This is a genomic window from Marinicrinis lubricantis (genome assembly GCF_042658665.1).
Lineage (GTDB): Bacteria > Bacillota > Bacilli > Paenibacillales > KCTC-33676 > Marinicrinis > Marinicrinis lubricantis.
The window spans coordinates 12,834-30,039 of record NZ_JBHSQV010000164.1 but is presented as its reverse complement, the minus strand read 5'-3'; the positions used below and the strand labels follow the sequence as shown (position 1 = coordinate 30,039).

At 46.9% G+C, this 17,206-nt stretch carries 18 protein-coding genes; 15 read left to right on the top strand and 3 right to left on the bottom strand.

The annotated features are described in order from the left end of the window. Positions 1-257 precede the first annotated feature (257 nt). The 8 genes from ACFPXP_RS13995 to ACFPXP_RS13960 all read left to right on the top strand — a co-directional run bounded on the left by ACFPXP_RS13995 (position 258) and on the right by ACFPXP_RS13960 (position 9,881). Positions 258-2,033, top strand: a complete 1,776-nt coding sequence (locus ACFPXP_RS13995) for a cache domain-containing sensor histidine kinase (protein WP_379894909.1) — start codon at positions 258-260, stop codon at positions 2,031-2,033. Next, positions 2,026-2,829 (top strand): response regulator transcription factor, encoded by an 804-nt coding sequence (locus ACFPXP_RS13990; protein ID WP_379894908.1) that lies wholly within the window; start codon positions 2,026-2,028, stop codon positions 2,827-2,829. The genes ACFPXP_RS13995 and ACFPXP_RS13990 overlap by 8 nt, the downstream gene beginning before the upstream one ends. Before the next feature lie 224 nt (positions 2,830-3,053). Then, positions 3,054-4,394 (top strand): ABC transporter substrate-binding protein, encoded by a 1,341-nt coding sequence (locus tag ACFPXP_RS13985; protein ID WP_379894907.1) that lies wholly within the window; start codon positions 3,054-3,056, stop codon positions 4,392-4,394. Positions 4,395-4,477: 83 nt separating this feature from the next. Further along, positions 4,478-5,344 (top strand): carbohydrate ABC transporter permease, encoded by an 867-nt coding sequence (locus ACFPXP_RS13980; protein ID WP_379894906.1) that lies wholly within the window; start codon positions 4,478-4,480, stop codon positions 5,342-5,344. Next, positions 5,344-6,171: a carbohydrate ABC transporter permease gene (locus ACFPXP_RS13975; protein ID WP_379894922.1), complete on the top strand. Its 828-nt coding sequence runs from the start codon at positions 5,344-5,346 to the stop codon at positions 6,169-6,171. The genes ACFPXP_RS13980 and ACFPXP_RS13975 overlap by 1 nt, the downstream gene beginning before the upstream one ends. A 12-nt stretch (positions 6,172-6,183) precedes the next feature. Then, entirely contained in the window at positions 6,184-7,728 is a 1,545-nt protein-coding gene (locus ACFPXP_RS13970) for an alpha-L-rhamnosidase-related protein (RefSeq protein WP_379894905.1), read from the top strand. A gap of 288 nt (positions 7,729-8,016) precedes the next feature. Further along, complete coding sequence (locus tag ACFPXP_RS13965; protein ID WP_379894904.1) at positions 8,017-8,805, top strand: TetR/AcrR family transcriptional regulator; 789 nt, start codon at positions 8,017-8,019, stop codon at positions 8,803-8,805. Between the two features lie 116 nt (positions 8,806-8,921). Further along, positions 8,922-9,881 (top strand): alpha/beta fold hydrolase, encoded by a 960-nt coding sequence (locus tag ACFPXP_RS13960; protein ID WP_379894903.1) that lies wholly within the window; start codon positions 8,922-8,924, stop codon positions 9,879-9,881. A gap of 67 nt (positions 9,882-9,948) precedes the next feature. Here the strand turns inward: ACFPXP_RS13960 and ACFPXP_RS13955 are convergent, their stop codons facing one another. Continuing rightward, positions 9,949-10,404: a GNAT family N-acetyltransferase gene (locus ACFPXP_RS13955; protein ID WP_379894902.1), complete on the bottom strand. Its 456-nt coding sequence runs from the start codon at positions 10,402-10,404 to the stop codon at positions 9,949-9,951. 305 nt (positions 10,405-10,709) lie between these two features. On the opposite strand from ACFPXP_RS13955, the gene ACFPXP_RS13950 reads away from it, so the two are divergent. The 7 genes from ACFPXP_RS13950 (at position 10,710) to ACFPXP_RS13920 (ending at position 15,745) form a co-directional block, all read left to right on the top strand. Next, complete coding sequence (locus tag ACFPXP_RS13950; protein ID WP_379894901.1) at positions 10,710-11,741, top strand: Gfo/Idh/MocA family protein; 1,032 nt, start codon at positions 10,710-10,712, stop codon at positions 11,739-11,741. A gap of 104 nt (positions 11,742-11,845) precedes the next feature. After that, positions 11,846-12,811 carry a DUF1835 domain-containing protein gene (locus ACFPXP_RS13945; protein ID WP_379894900.1) on the top strand — a complete coding sequence of 322 codons (966 nt, stop codon included), beginning with the start codon at positions 11,846-11,848 and terminating at the stop codon, positions 12,809-12,811. Between the two features lie 136 nt (positions 12,812-12,947). Further along, the gene (locus ACFPXP_RS13940) at positions 12,948-13,361 is read left to right on the top strand and encodes a DUF2500 domain-containing protein (RefSeq protein WP_379894899.1); all 414 of its coding nucleotides are present in this window, start codon (positions 12,948-12,950) and stop codon (positions 13,359-13,361) included. 74 nt (positions 13,362-13,435) lie between these two features. After that, positions 13,436-14,011 carry an NUDIX hydrolase gene (locus ACFPXP_RS13935; RefSeq protein ID WP_379894898.1) on the top strand — a complete coding sequence of 192 codons (576 nt, stop codon included), beginning with the start codon at positions 13,436-13,438 and terminating at the stop codon, positions 14,009-14,011. 19 nt (positions 14,012-14,030) lie between these two features. Further along, positions 14,031-14,600: a YdcF family protein gene (locus ACFPXP_RS13930; RefSeq protein WP_379894897.1), complete on the top strand. Its 570-nt coding sequence runs from the start codon at positions 14,031-14,033 to the stop codon at positions 14,598-14,600. Between the two features lie 48 nt (positions 14,601-14,648). Further along, on the top strand, positions 14,649-15,152 hold the full coding sequence (locus ACFPXP_RS13925; protein WP_379894896.1) for an NUDIX domain-containing protein: 504 nt from the start codon (positions 14,649-14,651) through the stop codon (positions 15,150-15,152). Positions 15,153-15,253: 101 nt separating this feature from the next. Further along, complete coding sequence (locus ACFPXP_RS13920; protein ID WP_379894895.1) at positions 15,254-15,745, top strand: hypothetical protein; 492 nt, start codon at positions 15,254-15,256, stop codon at positions 15,743-15,745. 40 nt (positions 15,746-15,785) lie between these two features. On the opposite strand, the gene ACFPXP_RS13915 is transcribed toward ACFPXP_RS13920, so the two are convergent. Continuing rightward, positions 15,786-16,568 (bottom strand): DUF4367 domain-containing protein, encoded by a 783-nt coding sequence (locus ACFPXP_RS13915; RefSeq protein WP_379894894.1) that lies wholly within the window; start codon positions 16,566-16,568, stop codon positions 15,786-15,788. Beyond that, the gene (locus tag ACFPXP_RS13910) at positions 16,568-17,143 is read right to left on the bottom strand and encodes an RNA polymerase sigma factor (protein WP_379894893.1); all 576 of its coding nucleotides are present in this window, start codon (positions 17,141-17,143) and stop codon (positions 16,568-16,570) included. Before ACFPXP_RS13910 ends, ACFPXP_RS13915 begins: the two co-directional genes overlap by 1 nt. Positions 17,144-17,206 lie beyond the last annotated feature (63 nt).

The following is a 17,206-nucleotide window of genomic DNA, read 5'->3' as shown; positions in this document are numbered from 1 at the left end:
TTTTACTTTATAAAGCATGGGTGATTTGATCACAGTGGTCAACGACCCATTTGAGTTCATCCAAATTTGATTCGTACAAAATTAGACGGGTCAATTATCCGAATTCCAGACGCTTCCAAGGATTCGATCAAATGGTCATTGTCGCAGTGGAATACATCCATTAATATAGAACATAACAACGACAGGAATCGACGAATGATCGATTACATTATTGTATACGCTTACAAGACGATAAATAATCATGCGAGGCGAGCAGGATGCAGCAATGGTGGTCAACGCTTACAAATCGATTTCGTTTCCAAAAAATAAGAAGCCGTTTTCTGGCGGCAATGATTCTATTATCCATGCCGGCGCTGTTTTTACTGGGATACATCTCTTTTGAGATCAGTAAGGATACGCTCATGGAGACGAACATGCAGACGAATCAGGATCATCTTCGCACGTCTAGCGAGGTGGCGGATCTGGTGTTTCGCAATGCGATTAATTTGAACCGTTCGATCGTGCTGAACGAGAAGATCACTGCAGATTTAAGAACAATCAAGGATAATCCGAGTGTCGACAAAAGCCAACTTCGAAGCCAAATGACCAGTGAGCTTCAGGATATGATCAATATCAATTTTATTAACTCTCGGTTCGTCGATTCCGTATGTGTGCTTGACGTTCAGTATGATGCTTACTGCTTGGGACGATCGGACAACACTGGGATTTACGGCGGAGAAGAGAAGGCAGAGGCGATTGAGCAATCGGCTTGGTATCAAAGCGCGGTGAAAAGTCAAGGGAGAGTGATGTTCTTAAGTCACAACGTGTTGGGGGATTCCTCCGACACGTTCTCTACGGTCAAGCTGTACCGAGATTCCAGCAATATTAACGGAGATACCGTCGGGGTGCTCATTATCAATATATCGAAATCGATATTCGATTCATTCTTTTCGGGGGATAAAACGTACGGCGGCGAATTTATCGCCCTGGATACATCGGGGTCAGAAGTAGATGCGGTATACACCCCCAAAGCATCGGAATTGAAGGAACAGCTTCATGGAAGCTTATCGTCGGTTCAGCATCAAATGAAAGATCAAGGGTATTTAACGGTCAGCTATCCGAATGAAACGACGGGCTGGCTGTTCGTCTACGCGGTGAAGACAGGTGAGCTTCTGAAAGCATCGAATCAGATCGGTTCCGCCACAGCGATTATTGCGACGGGCATTGCGCTCGTTGCGCTGGTTGTCTCGTATTTTTTATCCGGAAGCATTACGAAGCCGCTGCTGCAAGTCAAAAAGATGATGGTGGAATGGTCGCACGGCAGGCGGCATTTTGAAGAGACGACCTTCGAACAGGATGAGGTCGGTGCCATCGGGGAAACGTTCAAACGAATGACAGCGGAGAACAAAGAGCTGAGTGAGAAATTAGTTCATACTGAGCTGCGGGAACGGGAGGCGGAGTTAAGAGCGCTGCAGGCACAAATTAAACCACATTTTTTATATAACACACTGGATTCGATTTACTGGATGGCCACACTTCAAAAGCACAAAGAAGCCGCACAAATGGCATTATCTTTATCGCAAAGCTTTAAGCTCAGCTTGAATAAAGGTCGGGAGATGATTCTGCTTTCGAAAGAGCTGGAGCACATTCATCACTATATGACCATACAGAACATTCGCTATAACAACCGGTTTCAATATGTTGAAGAGATCGAGCCATCTCTTAGGAGGATGGAGATTTTAAAGTTGCTGCTGCAGCCTCTTGTAGAAAATGCAATTTACCACGGCTTAGAGCCGAAAGTAGGCGAAGGGAGCATTTTCTTGTCCGGAAAAAAGGAAGGGGACTTCATCGTATTTGTGGTCGAGGATAACGGTGTCGGAATCGAGGATTTGGCTAAGGTACAGGAAGGCTACGGGCTGCAGAGCGTACGAGAGAGAATACGGATGTTCTATGGCCCGGCCAGTTCCTTGAATATCGATAGTTCAGTGAATAAGGGAACACGAGTGGAGCTGAAATTGTATTCAAAGCACGCAGGAGGGGATTTTCGTGCATAAAGCAGTCGTATTTGATGATGAATATATCGTGATTCAAGGTCTGCAGATGATGATCGACTGGTCCAGCTATGGTATTGAATTGGCAGGTACGGCGACAGACGGGAATTCCGCGTTGGAATTGTTTCGAACCGTCCGCCCCGATATTGTCTTTACCGATATTCGAATGCCCGGAATGGATGGATTGCAGTTGATCGAGGAAATCGCGCAGGAGGCGCCGGACACCTATTGCGTCGTGTTCAGCGGCTTCAATGAGTTTGAGTATGTAAAACGTGCGATTAAGCTGGGGGTGGTCGATTACTTGGAGAAGCCGATTTCCATCGAAAGTGTAGAGACGGCGCTTGGTAAGATAACTGCACATGTACAGGAGCAGCGGGAACGCGAGGCATTAAAGCAGCAGCTCGAAGAAGCAGAAAAGAAAATGCAGGCGCTTTCCGCGGTACGTCTTCTCGAGTCCGAAGGAGATCGCAATAAAAGCGACGATTCGAAGCTTGCCCCCATCGATAAAATCAAAACGTATATCGAGCAGCATTTTACTAGAGACCTATCGCTGAATGAATTGGCCGATTACGTAGGACTGAATCCCGCTTATGTGAGTGTATTGTTTAAGGAGACGATGGGAGAGAGCTATATTAAGTTTTTGACCCGCTGCCGTATGGAGTATGCGAAGCGTCTGCTGCAGCAGGGGGCAAAGGTGAATGAGGTAAGCGAGAAGGTCGGTTATCATACGTACCGGCATTTTTCGGAAGTTTTTAAACGTTATACCGGAAAGACGCCGGGGCAATATAAGGAAGGATAAGGAATCCAAGAGATTCCTTTTTTTAAAGCTGCTGAAGGTATTATGAAATTGTTTTAGAGATATCTTTTTCTTATTGTTATGATTTTCAAATCTAAATCTAAAAAAAACGGACGTCAATCTATAAAATGAGGCAGTGCCGAAACTCGTTTGAAAGCGCTTATAATAAACCTATCAGAGATCCCGGGCTCTGAAGATCGAAGATGAAACGTCAGGGGGATAAATCAATGCAAACAAGTAGAAAAAAGCTTGCATGGCTCGTTTGTCTCATTATGATCATCAGCATAGCGGCAGCGTGCAGCAATAATACAAACAATCAAGGTGAAAACAAAGGCACCAATACGTCTGCGGATACGTCAGAAAAGAAAGTCACGATTTCATTGTTAACCGACAATACACAGGAACAGGTGAACAGTGCGAAAGCCGTCATTGAGGCGTTTCAATCCAAGTACCCGAATATTACCGTCGAGCATGAGACAAGACCAGCCGGAGCTGAAGGCGACAATTTCGTCAAAACGCGCTTTGCCACCGGAGATATGAACGATGTGTTTTTTTATAATTCCGGTTCGCTGATGCATGCGCTGAACCCGGAGACGAATTTCTTGGAATTGACAGATGAAACGTTCATGGAAAACGTCATAGATTCCTATAAACCAACCGTTACTTTTAACGGTAAGCTTTATGGAGTTCCGGCTGGCTCCACGATGGGCGGCGGCTGGTTCTACAACAAGAAAGTGTATGAGCAGTTAGGGTTGACCGTTCCGAAGTCTTGGGAAGAACTGATGCAGAATAACGAGAAAATTAAAGAAGCGGGAATTGTCCCTGTAATAGGTACGTATAAGGACAGCTGGACCTCTCAATTGATCGTGCTGGCGGATTATTTTAACCTTCAGGCGCAAGAGCCGAATTTTGCTGAAGACTATACGGCTGGAGAGGCCAAGTATGCTACGACACCGGCAGCATTTAGATCGTTTGAGAAGCTGCAGGAAGTATACGACCGAGGTTTCCTGAATGAAGACTTCTTGGCAACGACGTATGATGCGGGGATTCGCATGCTGGCCGAAGGCAAAGGCGCCCATTACCCGATGCTGACGTTTGCCATTCCGGTACTGGAGCAGAATTTCCCCGAGCAGTTGGACGATATTGGATTCTTCGCACAGCCAGGAGACAACGCAGACCAGAACGGCTTAACCGTTTGGATGCCGGCGGCGGCTTATATCTCCAAAAATACGGAGCATCCGGAGGAAGCGAAGCTGTTTTTGGAATTCCTGACGACGCAGGAGGGGCTAACGGCATGGTCCAGTGCGGCAAAACCCGTAGGGCCATGGGCCATTGAAGGTGCGGAAATCGGAGACGATGTGGCGCAGGTCGTCAAAGATATGCTGCCATACTTTGAATCGGGTGCGACGACGCCCGCTCTAGAATTCGTTAGTCCAATCAAAGGGCCGAATTTGCCGCAATTTACGACGGAAGTCGGTGCTGGAATATCAAATGCGGAGGATGGAGCGAAGGGCTATGACAAAGACGTAGAGAAACAAGCCCAACAGCTCGGCTTAGAGGGCTGGTGATGACATCCAGCCACTGAACAGCGGATTGGCCTTGCGAGCAGCAAGGCCGCTTTATTACATCCAGAATGAGGAGGACGGCTAAGATGTCAAAAGCGTTAAGGCGCACTTACTCCTATGGCTTTCTGATTCCTGCGGCCATCGTGTATTTGATCATTTTTATACTGCCGACGGTGTTGTCTTTCTTCTTCAGCTTAACAAGATGGACCCTCACCGATTGGGAGTTTATCGGGTTCGACAACTATGTCGCGTTCTTTCAAGAAACAGCGCTCAGCATCGGATTCAAGAACACATTGATTTTCGCCGTCGTTACCTGTGCCGCGAAGGTTGTGTTCGGGCTGCTGTTAGGGGTGTTTCTCACCTCGAAAATCCGAAGCAAAGATTACTTAAGGTCGGTCATCTTTTTCCCTACGCTTGTCAGTGCGATTGCCGTCGGTGTCGCCTTCAGCTCGATGATGCATCCGACCGAAGGCATGATTAACAGAGCATTGTCATGGGTCGGGATTGCAGGTCCCGACTGGCTTGGAGATACGAGCATTGCACTGCTCTCGGTTGCGCTTGTCGAAGTTTGGAGAGGCGTCGGATTTGCAACCGTTATTTTTATCGCCGGTATCTTATCGATTCCGGAGGAATACTATGAGGCGCTGGAGATCGACGGAGGCAATCGGTTTAATAAATTTTGGAACATTATCGTTCCGCTGTCTCGTCCAGCCATGAATACAGTCATCATACTTGCGTTCATCGGGGGATTAAGGCAGTTCGATTTAATCTGGGCGATGACGAAAGGCGGTCCTGGTTTCTCGACGGATGTCATTGCTTCGATTATTTATAAGCAGTACATTTCCGGATTTTACGGCCTATCGACGGCAGGCAACGTCATTTTGTTCTTCTTTGTCATTGTGCTGGTCTTTCCTCTTTATATGTACTTGAATCGAAGAGAGGTCGATCTATGATGAGAAAGATGAGAATGCTCAGTATTGAAGTTATCGCGGTGCTTGTTACGATCGTATTGTTTTGGGTGCCGCTGTATTTTGTCGTAGTGAACGCGATGAAGAATCCTCAAGATGCCGCACTGCTGAATATGAACTGGCCGGATACGATTCATTTGTGGGATAACCTCGTAGAGGTTATTCAAGCCAGAGATTACATGCTGCTTACGGCCTTTAAGAACAGTACGGTGATGACGGTACTCTCGATCTTCGTACTGGTCATATTTGCGGCAATGGCTGGATTCGTCCTGCAGCGCAGAACGGACAAGGCAACGCCGATCATTAACTTCTTCGTACTGTCGGGACTTATTATTCCGCCCGCGGTCGTTCCGACCATCTGGGTACTGCAGGGACTAGAGCTGTACAAAACGATGGCGGGTATCGTTGCGGTCGAGGTGGCGCTCGGTCTTCCTTTTTGCATCATTTTGTACAGGGGATTTATGGCGGGCATTCCGCGTGACATCGACGAAGCGTCCGTCATGGACGGCTGCGGCAAGTGGAGATTGTTTTTCAGCATCATTTTACCGCTGCTCAAGCCGGTTACAGCGACGGTGATTATTACGCAATCGGTGTTTATTTTTAATGATTTTGCGAATCCGCTTTACTTTTTTCCAGGGTCAGAGAATGCAACGGTACAGCTGACGCTATACAATTATACAAGCCAATTTGTGTCCCAGTGGAATTTGCTGTTTGCGAACATCTTGATCATTACGATTCCGATGCTGATCTTATTCCTCATATTCAATAAAAAGATTGTCGCGGGGATGACAGCCGGATCAGTCAAAGGATAGGAGCGATTGTTTATGGCAGTTGAATCAAATCTTGTACAAAAAGCACAAGTCCTGATCCCATCGCTGCACGAGAGCATCGTTAGGCCAGCGCAGGTCATCGAGGTGGTTCGCGATGAGGGAGCTTTTCAAGGCTGGAGCGTTCATCCGGTTGATTCTTTTGAATCGCTTAGAGAGAAATCGCTCGGTAAAAACGACAGCTTTGTTCTCGATTTTGGCGACCATCAGGTCGGATATCTGGCGCTGAAGCTGAGGCCGACAGGAAGTCCGGCGGACGCGCCGCTTAGGCTCAAATTGATCTTCGGCGAGATGCCGTGTGAAATCGGCGAAGACTTTGACGATTACGACGGCTGGCTCAGCCGTTCATGGCTGCAGGATGAAATCATCAACATCGACGTGCTGCCATGCGAAATGAAGCTTCCAAGGCGTTACGCCTTTCGGTATGTGAAAATCATCGTGATGGAGACGTCGGTCAAATTTAACGTGCAGTTTGAGGATATCTACTGCACGGCTGTCACGTCCGCAGATTGGTCGAAGGTGAAGGAACTGCCGCAGGGACTCCCGGATGATCTTCGGGAAATGGATCGGATCGGGATGAAAACATTGGCAGATTGCATGCAAACCGTGTTCGAGGATGGCCCGAAGCGGGATCGGAGATTATGGATTGGAGACTTGCGCCTTCAGGCGCTGGCCAATTATGAGACGTTCCGCAACTTCGATCTGGTCAAACGATGCATGTATCTATTCGGGGGCATGACGCTGGATGAAGGCAAAGTCGGGGCTTGCGTGTTCGAAAAGCCGGAGCCGCATGTAGACGATACGGTGCTTTATGATTATTCGTTGTTTTTCATTGCGACGCTGCATGACTATTACGTGGAATCCAAAGATATAGATACATTGCAAGAGCTGTGGCCTGCGGCGTGGAGGCAAGCAGAGCTGGCACTGCAGCGGGTGGGCGATAACGGAATCGTAGCGGACGATCCATCCTGGTGGTGCTTTGTCGACTGGCATCCCGAGCTGAATAAGCAGGCATCGGCACAAGCGATTTTAATTTATTGTTTGAAGAGAGGATTGGCGCTTGCTGAAGCTCTGTCTTTGGAGAAGGAGATCGGCTTCATTCAAGAGCAAATCGCAAGATTGTCGGATGCGGCATTTAGAGAGCTGTTCGACGCGGAGCAGGGCTTCTTCGTCAGCGGCGGGCAGCGGCAAATTTCCTGGGCTTCGCAAGTATGGATGGTCTTAGCGGAAGTGATGGATCAGCAGGGGAATCAGCAGCTTATGAATCGTCTGTTCGCAGTATCGCCGGAGATTGGTCCGAATACGCCTTACATGGTTCACCATCTCATCGAAGCGCTGTTGGTTGCAGGAGATCAAGAAAAAGCGCTGGAGCAAATGAGGGCCTATTGGGGAGAAATGGTCAAGGACGGAGCAGATACGTTCTGGGAAGTGTATCATCCGCAAGACAAGAAGCTCTCCCCATACGGAAGCAACCTCATCAACAGCTACTGCCATGCATGGAGCTGCACAACGTCGTATTTTATACGGAAGTATTTTGTGTAAAGTCTGACCTTTAGGGAGTCTATGATTTGCAAGGATCATAGGCTCTTCGTCGTTTGGCGCTTCTTTACGTGTAAAGGATTTTCCATTGAGATCAAGCAGCCTGAGGCATGTCGGGGAATCTGTAAATTTAATCATGCGGGCATAATCGCAGAGCTATCGGCTTCAAATTGCAAAAGCGCAGCTGCATGTGAATTCGCCTCTTGACAACTATAATAAAGATAAATATGATATTCACATACTAATGAGTACGTTTGTGGAATTGATTTTTTATCATTAGGAGGTGAGCTTATGAGCGTTCGGGCGAAGGTACTCGCAGCGGCAGAGAGCTTGTCCAAAACGAAACCGTATGATCAAATTACTTTCGCAGAGATCGCACAGAAAGCAGGAGTGCACTGGACGGCGGTGAGAAGACATTTTGGCAGCAAAGATGCCATGAGATCGTGGCTGCAGGAAAAGCAAGCGCAAGGGAGCAGCTCTTTCACGGATACACGGTCGCGTATCGTAGAGGCAGGGGCGCACATGTTCTCGAAGCTGGGATATGCCCATGCTTCATTAGACAAAGTCGCAGCAGATGCAGGACTGAGCAAAGGGGCAGTATACTGGCATTTTTCGAGTAAGCAGGATCTGTTTCTTGCGATCCTGGAAACTCACTTAACGGATCAACTCCGTCATTTGCCGAATCAGATCGAAGGCATCTTAACGGCGCATGATCCTGCAGCTGCTCTAACTGAATGGTTTCAAGCAAATTTTTGCTTTCCGGAGGCGGAAGACGGCGGGGCGATGCTGTTCCTCGAGTTTGTGACCTCCAGCAGGGAGTCAGAAATTCGTAGCAAGCTGCAGACCGTTCATGGCAAACTCATCGATGGGGTGAATGACCTGCTCAAGGACATGCAGCAAAAAGGTTTCATTCACGTGACAGTCGATCCGATGGCTGTCAGTTTGATGATTGACGCTTTGCTGAAAGGTTTGCTGATCGAGTGGTTGATCGATCCTGAACGCTTTAAGGGACAGCTTGTTTTTGAAACCATCTCGAACATCATATGGAGAGGGCTGGCACCTCAAACGAGAGAACACTAAAGTGGATTTTACTGGTATGTCAGCACATATACTGCGACTTTGCAGTTCTTTTTTTGAACCATACATACTAAATAGTACTTGAATAATATATTTATAGGTATATGAGGAAAGGTGAGATGAACATGTGGTTGGTGGCGGTATTGACGCTGGTAATACTGGTCGTCGGGTTGTTTATTTTTAACCAATACAAGTTTAGTCAAGCAGAAAAAACGTTTCCTCCGAATGGGGAGTTCATCGTGGTCGATGGGGTCAAGCTGCACTATATTCGGAGAGGTCAAGGCAGGCCCGTTGTTTTTCTGCATGGTGGTGTACTGGACGGCAATGATTTTAAGGAGGTTATTGACTTGGCTGCGGGGCAAGGATTTCTTGCGATTGCATTCGATCGGCCCGGGTATGGATACAGTGAAAGGCCAAGTCATGAGAGGATGACCCCTTTGGCACAAGCACGTTTGATTCATGAAGCCTTGCGGCAGTTGGGTATTGAAAAACCAATCATTGTCGGTCATTCATGGAGTGGAACGATGTCGCTGCTCTATGCACATCATTATCCGAATGACATCTCGGGCATCGTGCTTCTGGCTGCCGCGATGTATAAGGAAGGCTATCCGGCAGAACATGGCGATCCGATCTCGAAGCTCGTCACGACTCCGATTATCGGCAGCATCGTCATGCACATCCTGCTGAAAAGCCCGCTGGGCATAGCTTTAACAAAAATGATGCTGAAGCAGACGTTTGCCCCTGAGCCTGTCCCCGGCCATTATCGGGAAGCAGCCCTAGCTTTATGGCTGAGACCCGGACAATTTAGAGCGAATCGAGAAGATATTTTGGCGTTCCCCCCTGCAGCGAAGGAGGCAGCAGCTTATTATCATCAATTAAAAACGCTGATTGTTGCTATGTACGGTACGGAGGATCCTTTTGGCGTTAGTGAGCAAGCGGCAAGATTGAAGAAAGATATTCCTCACACCGTTCTTAAGGTGATCCCAGAAGTCTCCCACATGATTCCGCAAAATCATCCCACGCTTGTCATGGAAGCGATACACGAGGTCATTCGCATGGAGTCTTGGTCTCAATCATAGTTGCATGGTCATGGACTTATCAAAAAAATACAGGCGCCATCCTGGATCGGGATGGCGCCTCACATAATTACAATACCTTCGTCATAAATGCACTATAAGGGTCTAACGTGTAATCCGCAAACGGTTCGCAGTACTCAAAACCAAACTTCTCATACAGCTTTCTTGCGGGAATGAAAGCATCCGGTGTACATGTTTCCAAGCTCAGCCGCTCATAGCCGCGCCGTTTGGCTTCCTCGATAATATATTCCAGCATTTGCCTCGCAACGCCTTTTCTTAAGTGTGCTGTCGCCGTTCGCATCGATTTGATTTCACCGTGCTTATCATCCAGCTCCTTTAATGCTCCGCATCCGAGCAATTCATCATTCTCCCATACGGTCCAGAACGTAATGTCCGGCTGCTTTAATTTGTCCAAATTAAGAGCGTGGATGCTTTCCGGAGGGGAGTGAAGCGTCATGCTGTTCAGATGTTCTCCGATTAAGGCAGCAATTGCTGGTCCACTCAAGTCGTCTTGTCTAATCTCCATGGGTACCACTCCGATTTCATTTTATTTTGTTTGAAAGTGACTGACCGCGGTCACCTCCTTTTTATTCGACGATGCTGCTTTGATTCCTTGCTCTCATTCCTATGATTTTCCGGCATAAAATAATGATGACATCGGGTTGCGCAGGACATCGACTTTGATAAACTAGAGTGTATATAGTAGAAAACCTGATTTGAGATCATTTTGAAAGCGCAAACATGCATTGGTGTTCACAGAGGTCAAGGAAATCTTCATATCACGGCAGGGCTTATTGGGTTTAGATCATCAGGAACAGAGGAGTTGAACCAATGATGAAATACCATATTATTGTCGCGGGCTGCGGCAACATGGCGAATCGATGGGTGAAGGAAGCTTTGAGACGACCTGACGCACAGATCGTCGGGTTTGTAGATATTAAGCTTGAGAACGCGCAGGCCATGGCGGAGCGTTACGGTTTAGCTTGTGGTACGTACACGGATATAGAAATAGCGTTGAAGGAAACGAAGGCAAATCTGGTATTCGACATTACGATTCCTGCGAGCCATTTCGGCATATGCTCCACCGCACTCCGGCATGGAGCGAATGTATTCGGGGAAAAACCGATGGCCGAATCGATGCCTTATGCCCGTGAAATCGTCTCATTAGCGGATCAAACGGGAAAATCGTATGCCGTCATGCAGAATAGACGTTATGACGCCAATATACAGGCATTCAAGACTTTGCTGCAGAGCGGTACGATTGGCCGAATCGGGCATGTCTGTGCAGATTTCTTCATCGGCGCTCATTTCGGTGGATTTCGTGAACTAATGGAGAGTCCCCTTATTCTCGATATGGCCATACATACGTTTGACCAGGCACGATTTTTGACAGGAGCAGATCCGGTATCGGTTTACTGCCACGAGTTCAATCCGCCTGGATCTTGGTACGCAGGGAATGCATCGGCAATCTGTATTTTTGAGATGTCGGACGGTTCGGTGTTTTCATATCGCGGATCTTGGTGCGCTGAAGGGGTTCAGACTTCTTGGGAATCACAGTGGCGCATAGTCGGTGAGAAGGGCACGGCGGTTTGGGATGGACTTAACGTGCCGTATGCAGAGATTGTTGCTGCAGGAGACCAAGAGGGCAAATTCATTCGAGAATTCGAACGAGTCGAAGCCCCGCTAACTTGGCAGGGACGATCCGGCCATGAAGGATGCCTGGATGAGATGTTCGCAGCTCTAGACAAAGGACGTCCGGCGGAAACCGATTGCCGTGACAATATCAAGAGCATGGCAATGGTACACGGCGCGATAGACAGCGCGAAGGCGGGGCGTAAGATAGATCTTCGTGCCTATTATTAATGATCCAAAGAACAAGCTGGACCAAGGTCAATGATCGCCTTGGCCCAGTTTGCTTTTGGAAACTTACATCTGAACTCATCAATTCTATGAAACGGGGGGATAGCATGATCCATATTGTGAACGGGGATATTGTGGGAGAGAAGCTCATCCATCAAGTGGAAGGAGAGGTGATCGTTTGGAGAGAAATGTACGATTACGGTCCTTTGTTAAGTAAAGGTTCTCGGGAAGAACATCTCCGAAGGCGGGCCGCGTTTTTCGAGGAAAAAGTAGGGATTCCGGCAAAGTTATTTATGGAAAGCTGTGAACAGCAGTATCGCAAGCTGGATGAACTGCCAAGGGATACAGAGGTGACACTGTGGTTTGAACATGATCGCTACGACCAAATGATGTTGATTTATCTCATCACAGAACTGAATAACAGGGGATTTCAAAAGTTATCCATGGTCACATTGAATGAATATTCAGGGATTGAGCCATTTTACGGCATGGGCCAGCTCTCCTCATTGCAATTAAAGGAACTTGGTCTCACGCATCATCAATCGCTCACACCTGATCAGCTCCAAGAAGCGGTGGAGGCATGGACAGCATATACATCGGAGAATCCGCTTGACACCGAACAATGGATTAAAGCTTCAGGGCAAAGGCTTCCTTTTCTAACGCATGCCATGCAAAGGCATTTAAGGTACTATCCATCCGTACATACGGGATTAAATGAGATTGAGGACAAGTCTCTTCGGTACATTGGAGATCGTGCATGCACATTCGAAGCGTTGTTTGAACATATAAGTCGGAGCATACCTCATGACGGATTGAGTGATTTGCAGTTTGCAGCAATCCTGAATCAGCTTACGAGGGGGGATTTCCCGCTTCTCGATTGTGATGGACCGCTGCCGAATTACGGGAACCCTAACAGTTCCGCCATGTTAAGGCTAACTTCTTCCGGCAAGCAAGTGCTTCAAGGAAACCGAGATCGCTTTAGCTGCACAGGTATCGATTGGTGGTTGGGCGGCGTACATTTGCAAGACGGCAGTTGGCGGTGGGACGGTGAGCGGTTAATATTCAGCTTATAAGAAGGAATGGATTTTTCTTCATTTTTGACTGAACTTTTCATTAGGTCTGTGTTAGAATTTGGAGTGATTCAGGAAATCATGGGGATCCCTGGTATTGGTATGTGTATAAGAAAACGAAATAAAAAGGAGTTTGCTTATGTTTAATTCCGGACCGTCTATGGGCGGCGGGTTTGATTTTATGTTTACATTATTTCCAATCCTATTTGTCATTGTGCTTGCTATTATTGTGATTGGATTTATTTCGAATGGGGCGCGTTATGCAAAAAATGCGAGAGCCCCCCGTGAATCGGTTTATGCCAGAGTGGTCAGCAAAAGGATGGATGTTCGCAGTCGTACGAACCATCATCATCACGCAAACGGAGCAGTTCATCCAACGCACTCCTCTAGAACGTATTACTACATTACGTTGGAATTCGACAGCGGCGAGCGAAAAGAATTTTTAGATGTGAAAAATTTATACGGATTGGTAACCGAGGGAGATGCGGGATATGCCGCGATTCAGGGAGATTGGATTGTTGCTTTTGAACGGGATACGCAAGCCATGATGTGATTACAAATATGCACTTTAAGTCGATCGAACGTTGATACGCGGCATATACAAATCCCAGAGGAGTGGGTGAGAAGATGGAAAAATGGACTGTCATCCGAAGCGAATATTTGCATGAAAGTCCATTTGGCAATGTACGAAGGGACCACTGCCGTCTGTCAAATGGCAAGGAAATTCATGATTATATCATTCACGAATATTTGAACTGGGGCAATGTGGTGGCGATTACGAAACAGCACGAATTAGTACTGGTCAAGCAGTACCGACATGGACTAAGCGATTTTGTCTATGAACTTCCCGCCGGGGGAATGGCGGAAGCGGAGGACCCGGAGCAGGCTGCGATACGCGAGCTGAGAGAGGAGACGGGCTACACCTCGGCCCGACAACCTATATTTTTAGGCGAATACGGTGTGAATCCGGCTGCATGCACGAATAAGATATATTCATATCTTCTGTTGGACTGTGAACAAAGCGAGAGACAGGAATTGGATGAGACGGAAGAACTCGAGGTCGTTCTTGTTCCATTTGCAGATGCACTTCGTTTTTTGCAAAAGGAGACCTCGATTCAATTGTTCAGCATTGCGGCACTGCTGCTTGCGAAAGAAAAATTAAAAGAGCTTGGGATTAAGATGTCCAGCGATGACTCGCGATGATTTTTGGGAGGGGAAATTCATGTCTAAATCAAAAGACGTAAAGCCCTTTGACTGTATTACAGACTTCATCTTCGTAGAGACTGACTTGGAGCCATCAGATGTTATACTCGTGCCCGGGAGCAGTCATCCTCCATTAATGGAAAAAGCGGCTGAACTGTATCATCAGGGTTTCGCCCCATACATTCTCCCTTCAGGCGGATCCACACTGCATGTGGAGACGACGGAGTGGGAGTTTCTTCGCCAAATTGGCATGGCTTCAGGCGTACCGCAGGAGCGAATCTTGGAAGAAGATCGGGCGACGAATACATTCGAGAATGCCCGTTATTCGTATGCAGTACTACAGGAAACAGGGGTTAAGCACGAAAAAATCATCCTTGTCTGCAAGGCAGGGCATGCTCGCAGGGCGCTGATGTCGTACCAGACGGTATTTCCGCGAGAAACGATTTTCGGTGTTGCACCTGTTGCGGATAGGAACGGATTAAATAAAGAGAATTGGTTTATGACCGAGGAAGGGATTAAAAGAGTGATGACAGAGGTGCAGAAAATCGGCAAATATTTCCCCCATCATATTCCGAATTGGGTGAATTGATAAGATGTGTATTCGTCATCATGGTATTAGAAAAGGCGGGTGATCATCATGAAACTGAGACATATGGCGGTAGCCGTCATTGAACGGGACAAGCGTCTGTTAATGATGAAGAGGGACGGAAGCAGACTGTTTCCGTTCGAATTTTGGTCCTTTGTGGGAGGGCATCTTGAGCCTAATGAATTGAACGATCCGCGTGGAGCATGCATTCGTGAGATTTATGAAGAGTCCGGTTTGGAAGAGAGCGACTTGATAGACTTCAGGCTAAGATATGTACTGCTTCGGCAGAAGGAAGATGAAATCCGAATACAGTACGTATTTTTTGGCAGGACGAGAAGGTTTGAAGTTGTGGCATCCGATGAAGGAAATTTGTATTGGATGAACAAGACACAGGTGCAACAATTAAATCTCTCTACCATCATCAGAGGTATGCTTGAACATCATATGGAGCATGAACATGAGGAGCGGGTGATGGTTGGTACGATTCGGAAACATCCAGATGGCGAGAAGCCGAGAATACAGTGGTCGTTGATGGATGATCCTCTTAGATTTTAAAAAAATTTCATATTTTTATAGAAATGGCTGCAACCAAACAGGGGTTTGTGTTGTCTTCATTATGAAAGGACCTATTTCAATGTTGGAAGGGAGTAATGGCAATGAATTTATCAATGGAAAAGGTAAGAAATGCGGCTTATTTTAGTTTTTTGTTCGTTGTCGTTTTTGCACTTTTGTCGGAGTCAGCTTGGGCCGAGGCGAGTAAAAAAGAATCGAACGCACCTACATCCCCTCCGCCGACAGAGTTCCAGATTCAAGGTTTTTTTGATCCGGATTTTCTATACTTAGATGCGGGACATGTTTCGTTGAAGGACAATGGTAACCAAACCTTCACCATCCACGTCGTGACGGAAGCGAAGCAGGATGTCTCCGCGATCGGAGCCACCGTGTATCTCCAGAAATGGACAGGAACGGAATGGATCAACCGCAGCGTAAAAACGGTCAGCACAACGAATGATTGGATTTTCTCGGGTGACTTAACGGCAAATGTAGAAAGCGGTTACTATTATAGGGTTAGAGTGATTCATTATGTCAATCATAACGGCACATATGAATCTGGAGAGACGGTCTCTGGACATTTGTTGGCGGACTAGACACATGAAGAAGCAGGGATGGAGATGTACCTTCCCTGCTTCATTTTATATTCTCGGCGATTTGAATGATATCTTCTTTCGAAAGGCTGCCTGAGATCGAGATATAGATGTTATTGTACAGGTATTCTAATCGTGCTCTGTCGTCCGCGGATACGGTTAAGATGGCCTCTGCCCCATGAATTACTATTTCTTCATACTTAGAAGAATCTTTGTCCGTAGCAGAAGTAATCGATTCCCCTGCTTCCAATAGCTCCAGCATGATTCGATAGCGAAGATGATCCTTCTCATACAGCAGTACAGCTTCATTCGCGTAGTCATCGCCCTCACGAAAGGCTAGCCTAACATCCGCTAGATGGAATCCTTCCGGTACATAAGAAACAGCTGCAGGATAGAATGATACATAGGGAGCAGCCTCTTCCCAGGTTCGATAATTTTGATGTACTGCTGCTGTCTGTCTCATGGATTCAGTCGTGGAGACGTCTTCCTTTTCCGTATCATTGGGAGGCGCTGTCCTGGATTCTGAAGGGTCTTCTTCGTTCGAGCCATAAATGAAAGTGACCATATCTTCTTGAATTTGTTTTAGCGTTTGAAATACGGGAGAGAAGGCGTTCGTCACAGCCGGTGTGCTGAAGATTACGGCTCCTAATATGAAAGATGCAGCGATGTAGGGAAGCATTTTAAGTCGCTGCCTCCTCGTTCTCCGACGCTGCAATTTCTTCTCGACCTTTTTCCAGGATTCGAGCGGATCGGGAACTACGGTATGATTTTTAGCTGCCTCTTCAAAGGCTCGATCAAACTCCAGTTCAAAGCGGTCTTTATCCACTATGAATCCCTCCAATCCTTGGAAAATCTCTTCTTCATGGCTTCTCTGGCGCGGTACAGCTTGCTCTTAACGGTTTGCTCTGTCGTATCCAAAGTCTCAGCGATTTCTTTATAACTCAGCTCCTGCCGCCATCGCAGCTCAATTAAGGTTCTGTACTCGGGTTTCAGTTCTTCGAGATAGGCGGTTATAGCTTCGGTCATCATCTTCGTTTCCACCGTCTTTTGTAATGAATCGGACGAGGTGGCGATTTCGGCATTGTCGTAAATAAAGACACTCTCTGCATCGACTTCGTTTCGTATTTTTTTGTGTTTTCTTAAAAAATTGTAAGTCGTATTTTTGACGACAACCCGAATCCATGCCTTGAATTGGTTCTCATTATCCATTTCCTTAGGAATGTTGTGAATGACCTTGAGAAAGGCTTCCTGGATAATGTCCTCCGTCGATGCACGATCATGGATCATATAGTAGATTGGACCATAGGCGAACTGATAAAATTCGTAATATATTTCTTTTTGGGCTTCGTAATTCAACGCGTCAAAATGGCAATTCAATAGCAAATGGAAATGACTTTGCATAAGCCCGAATATCCCCCTGAATATATGTATATGATCCTAGAATATAATTGATAGATTAAAAAA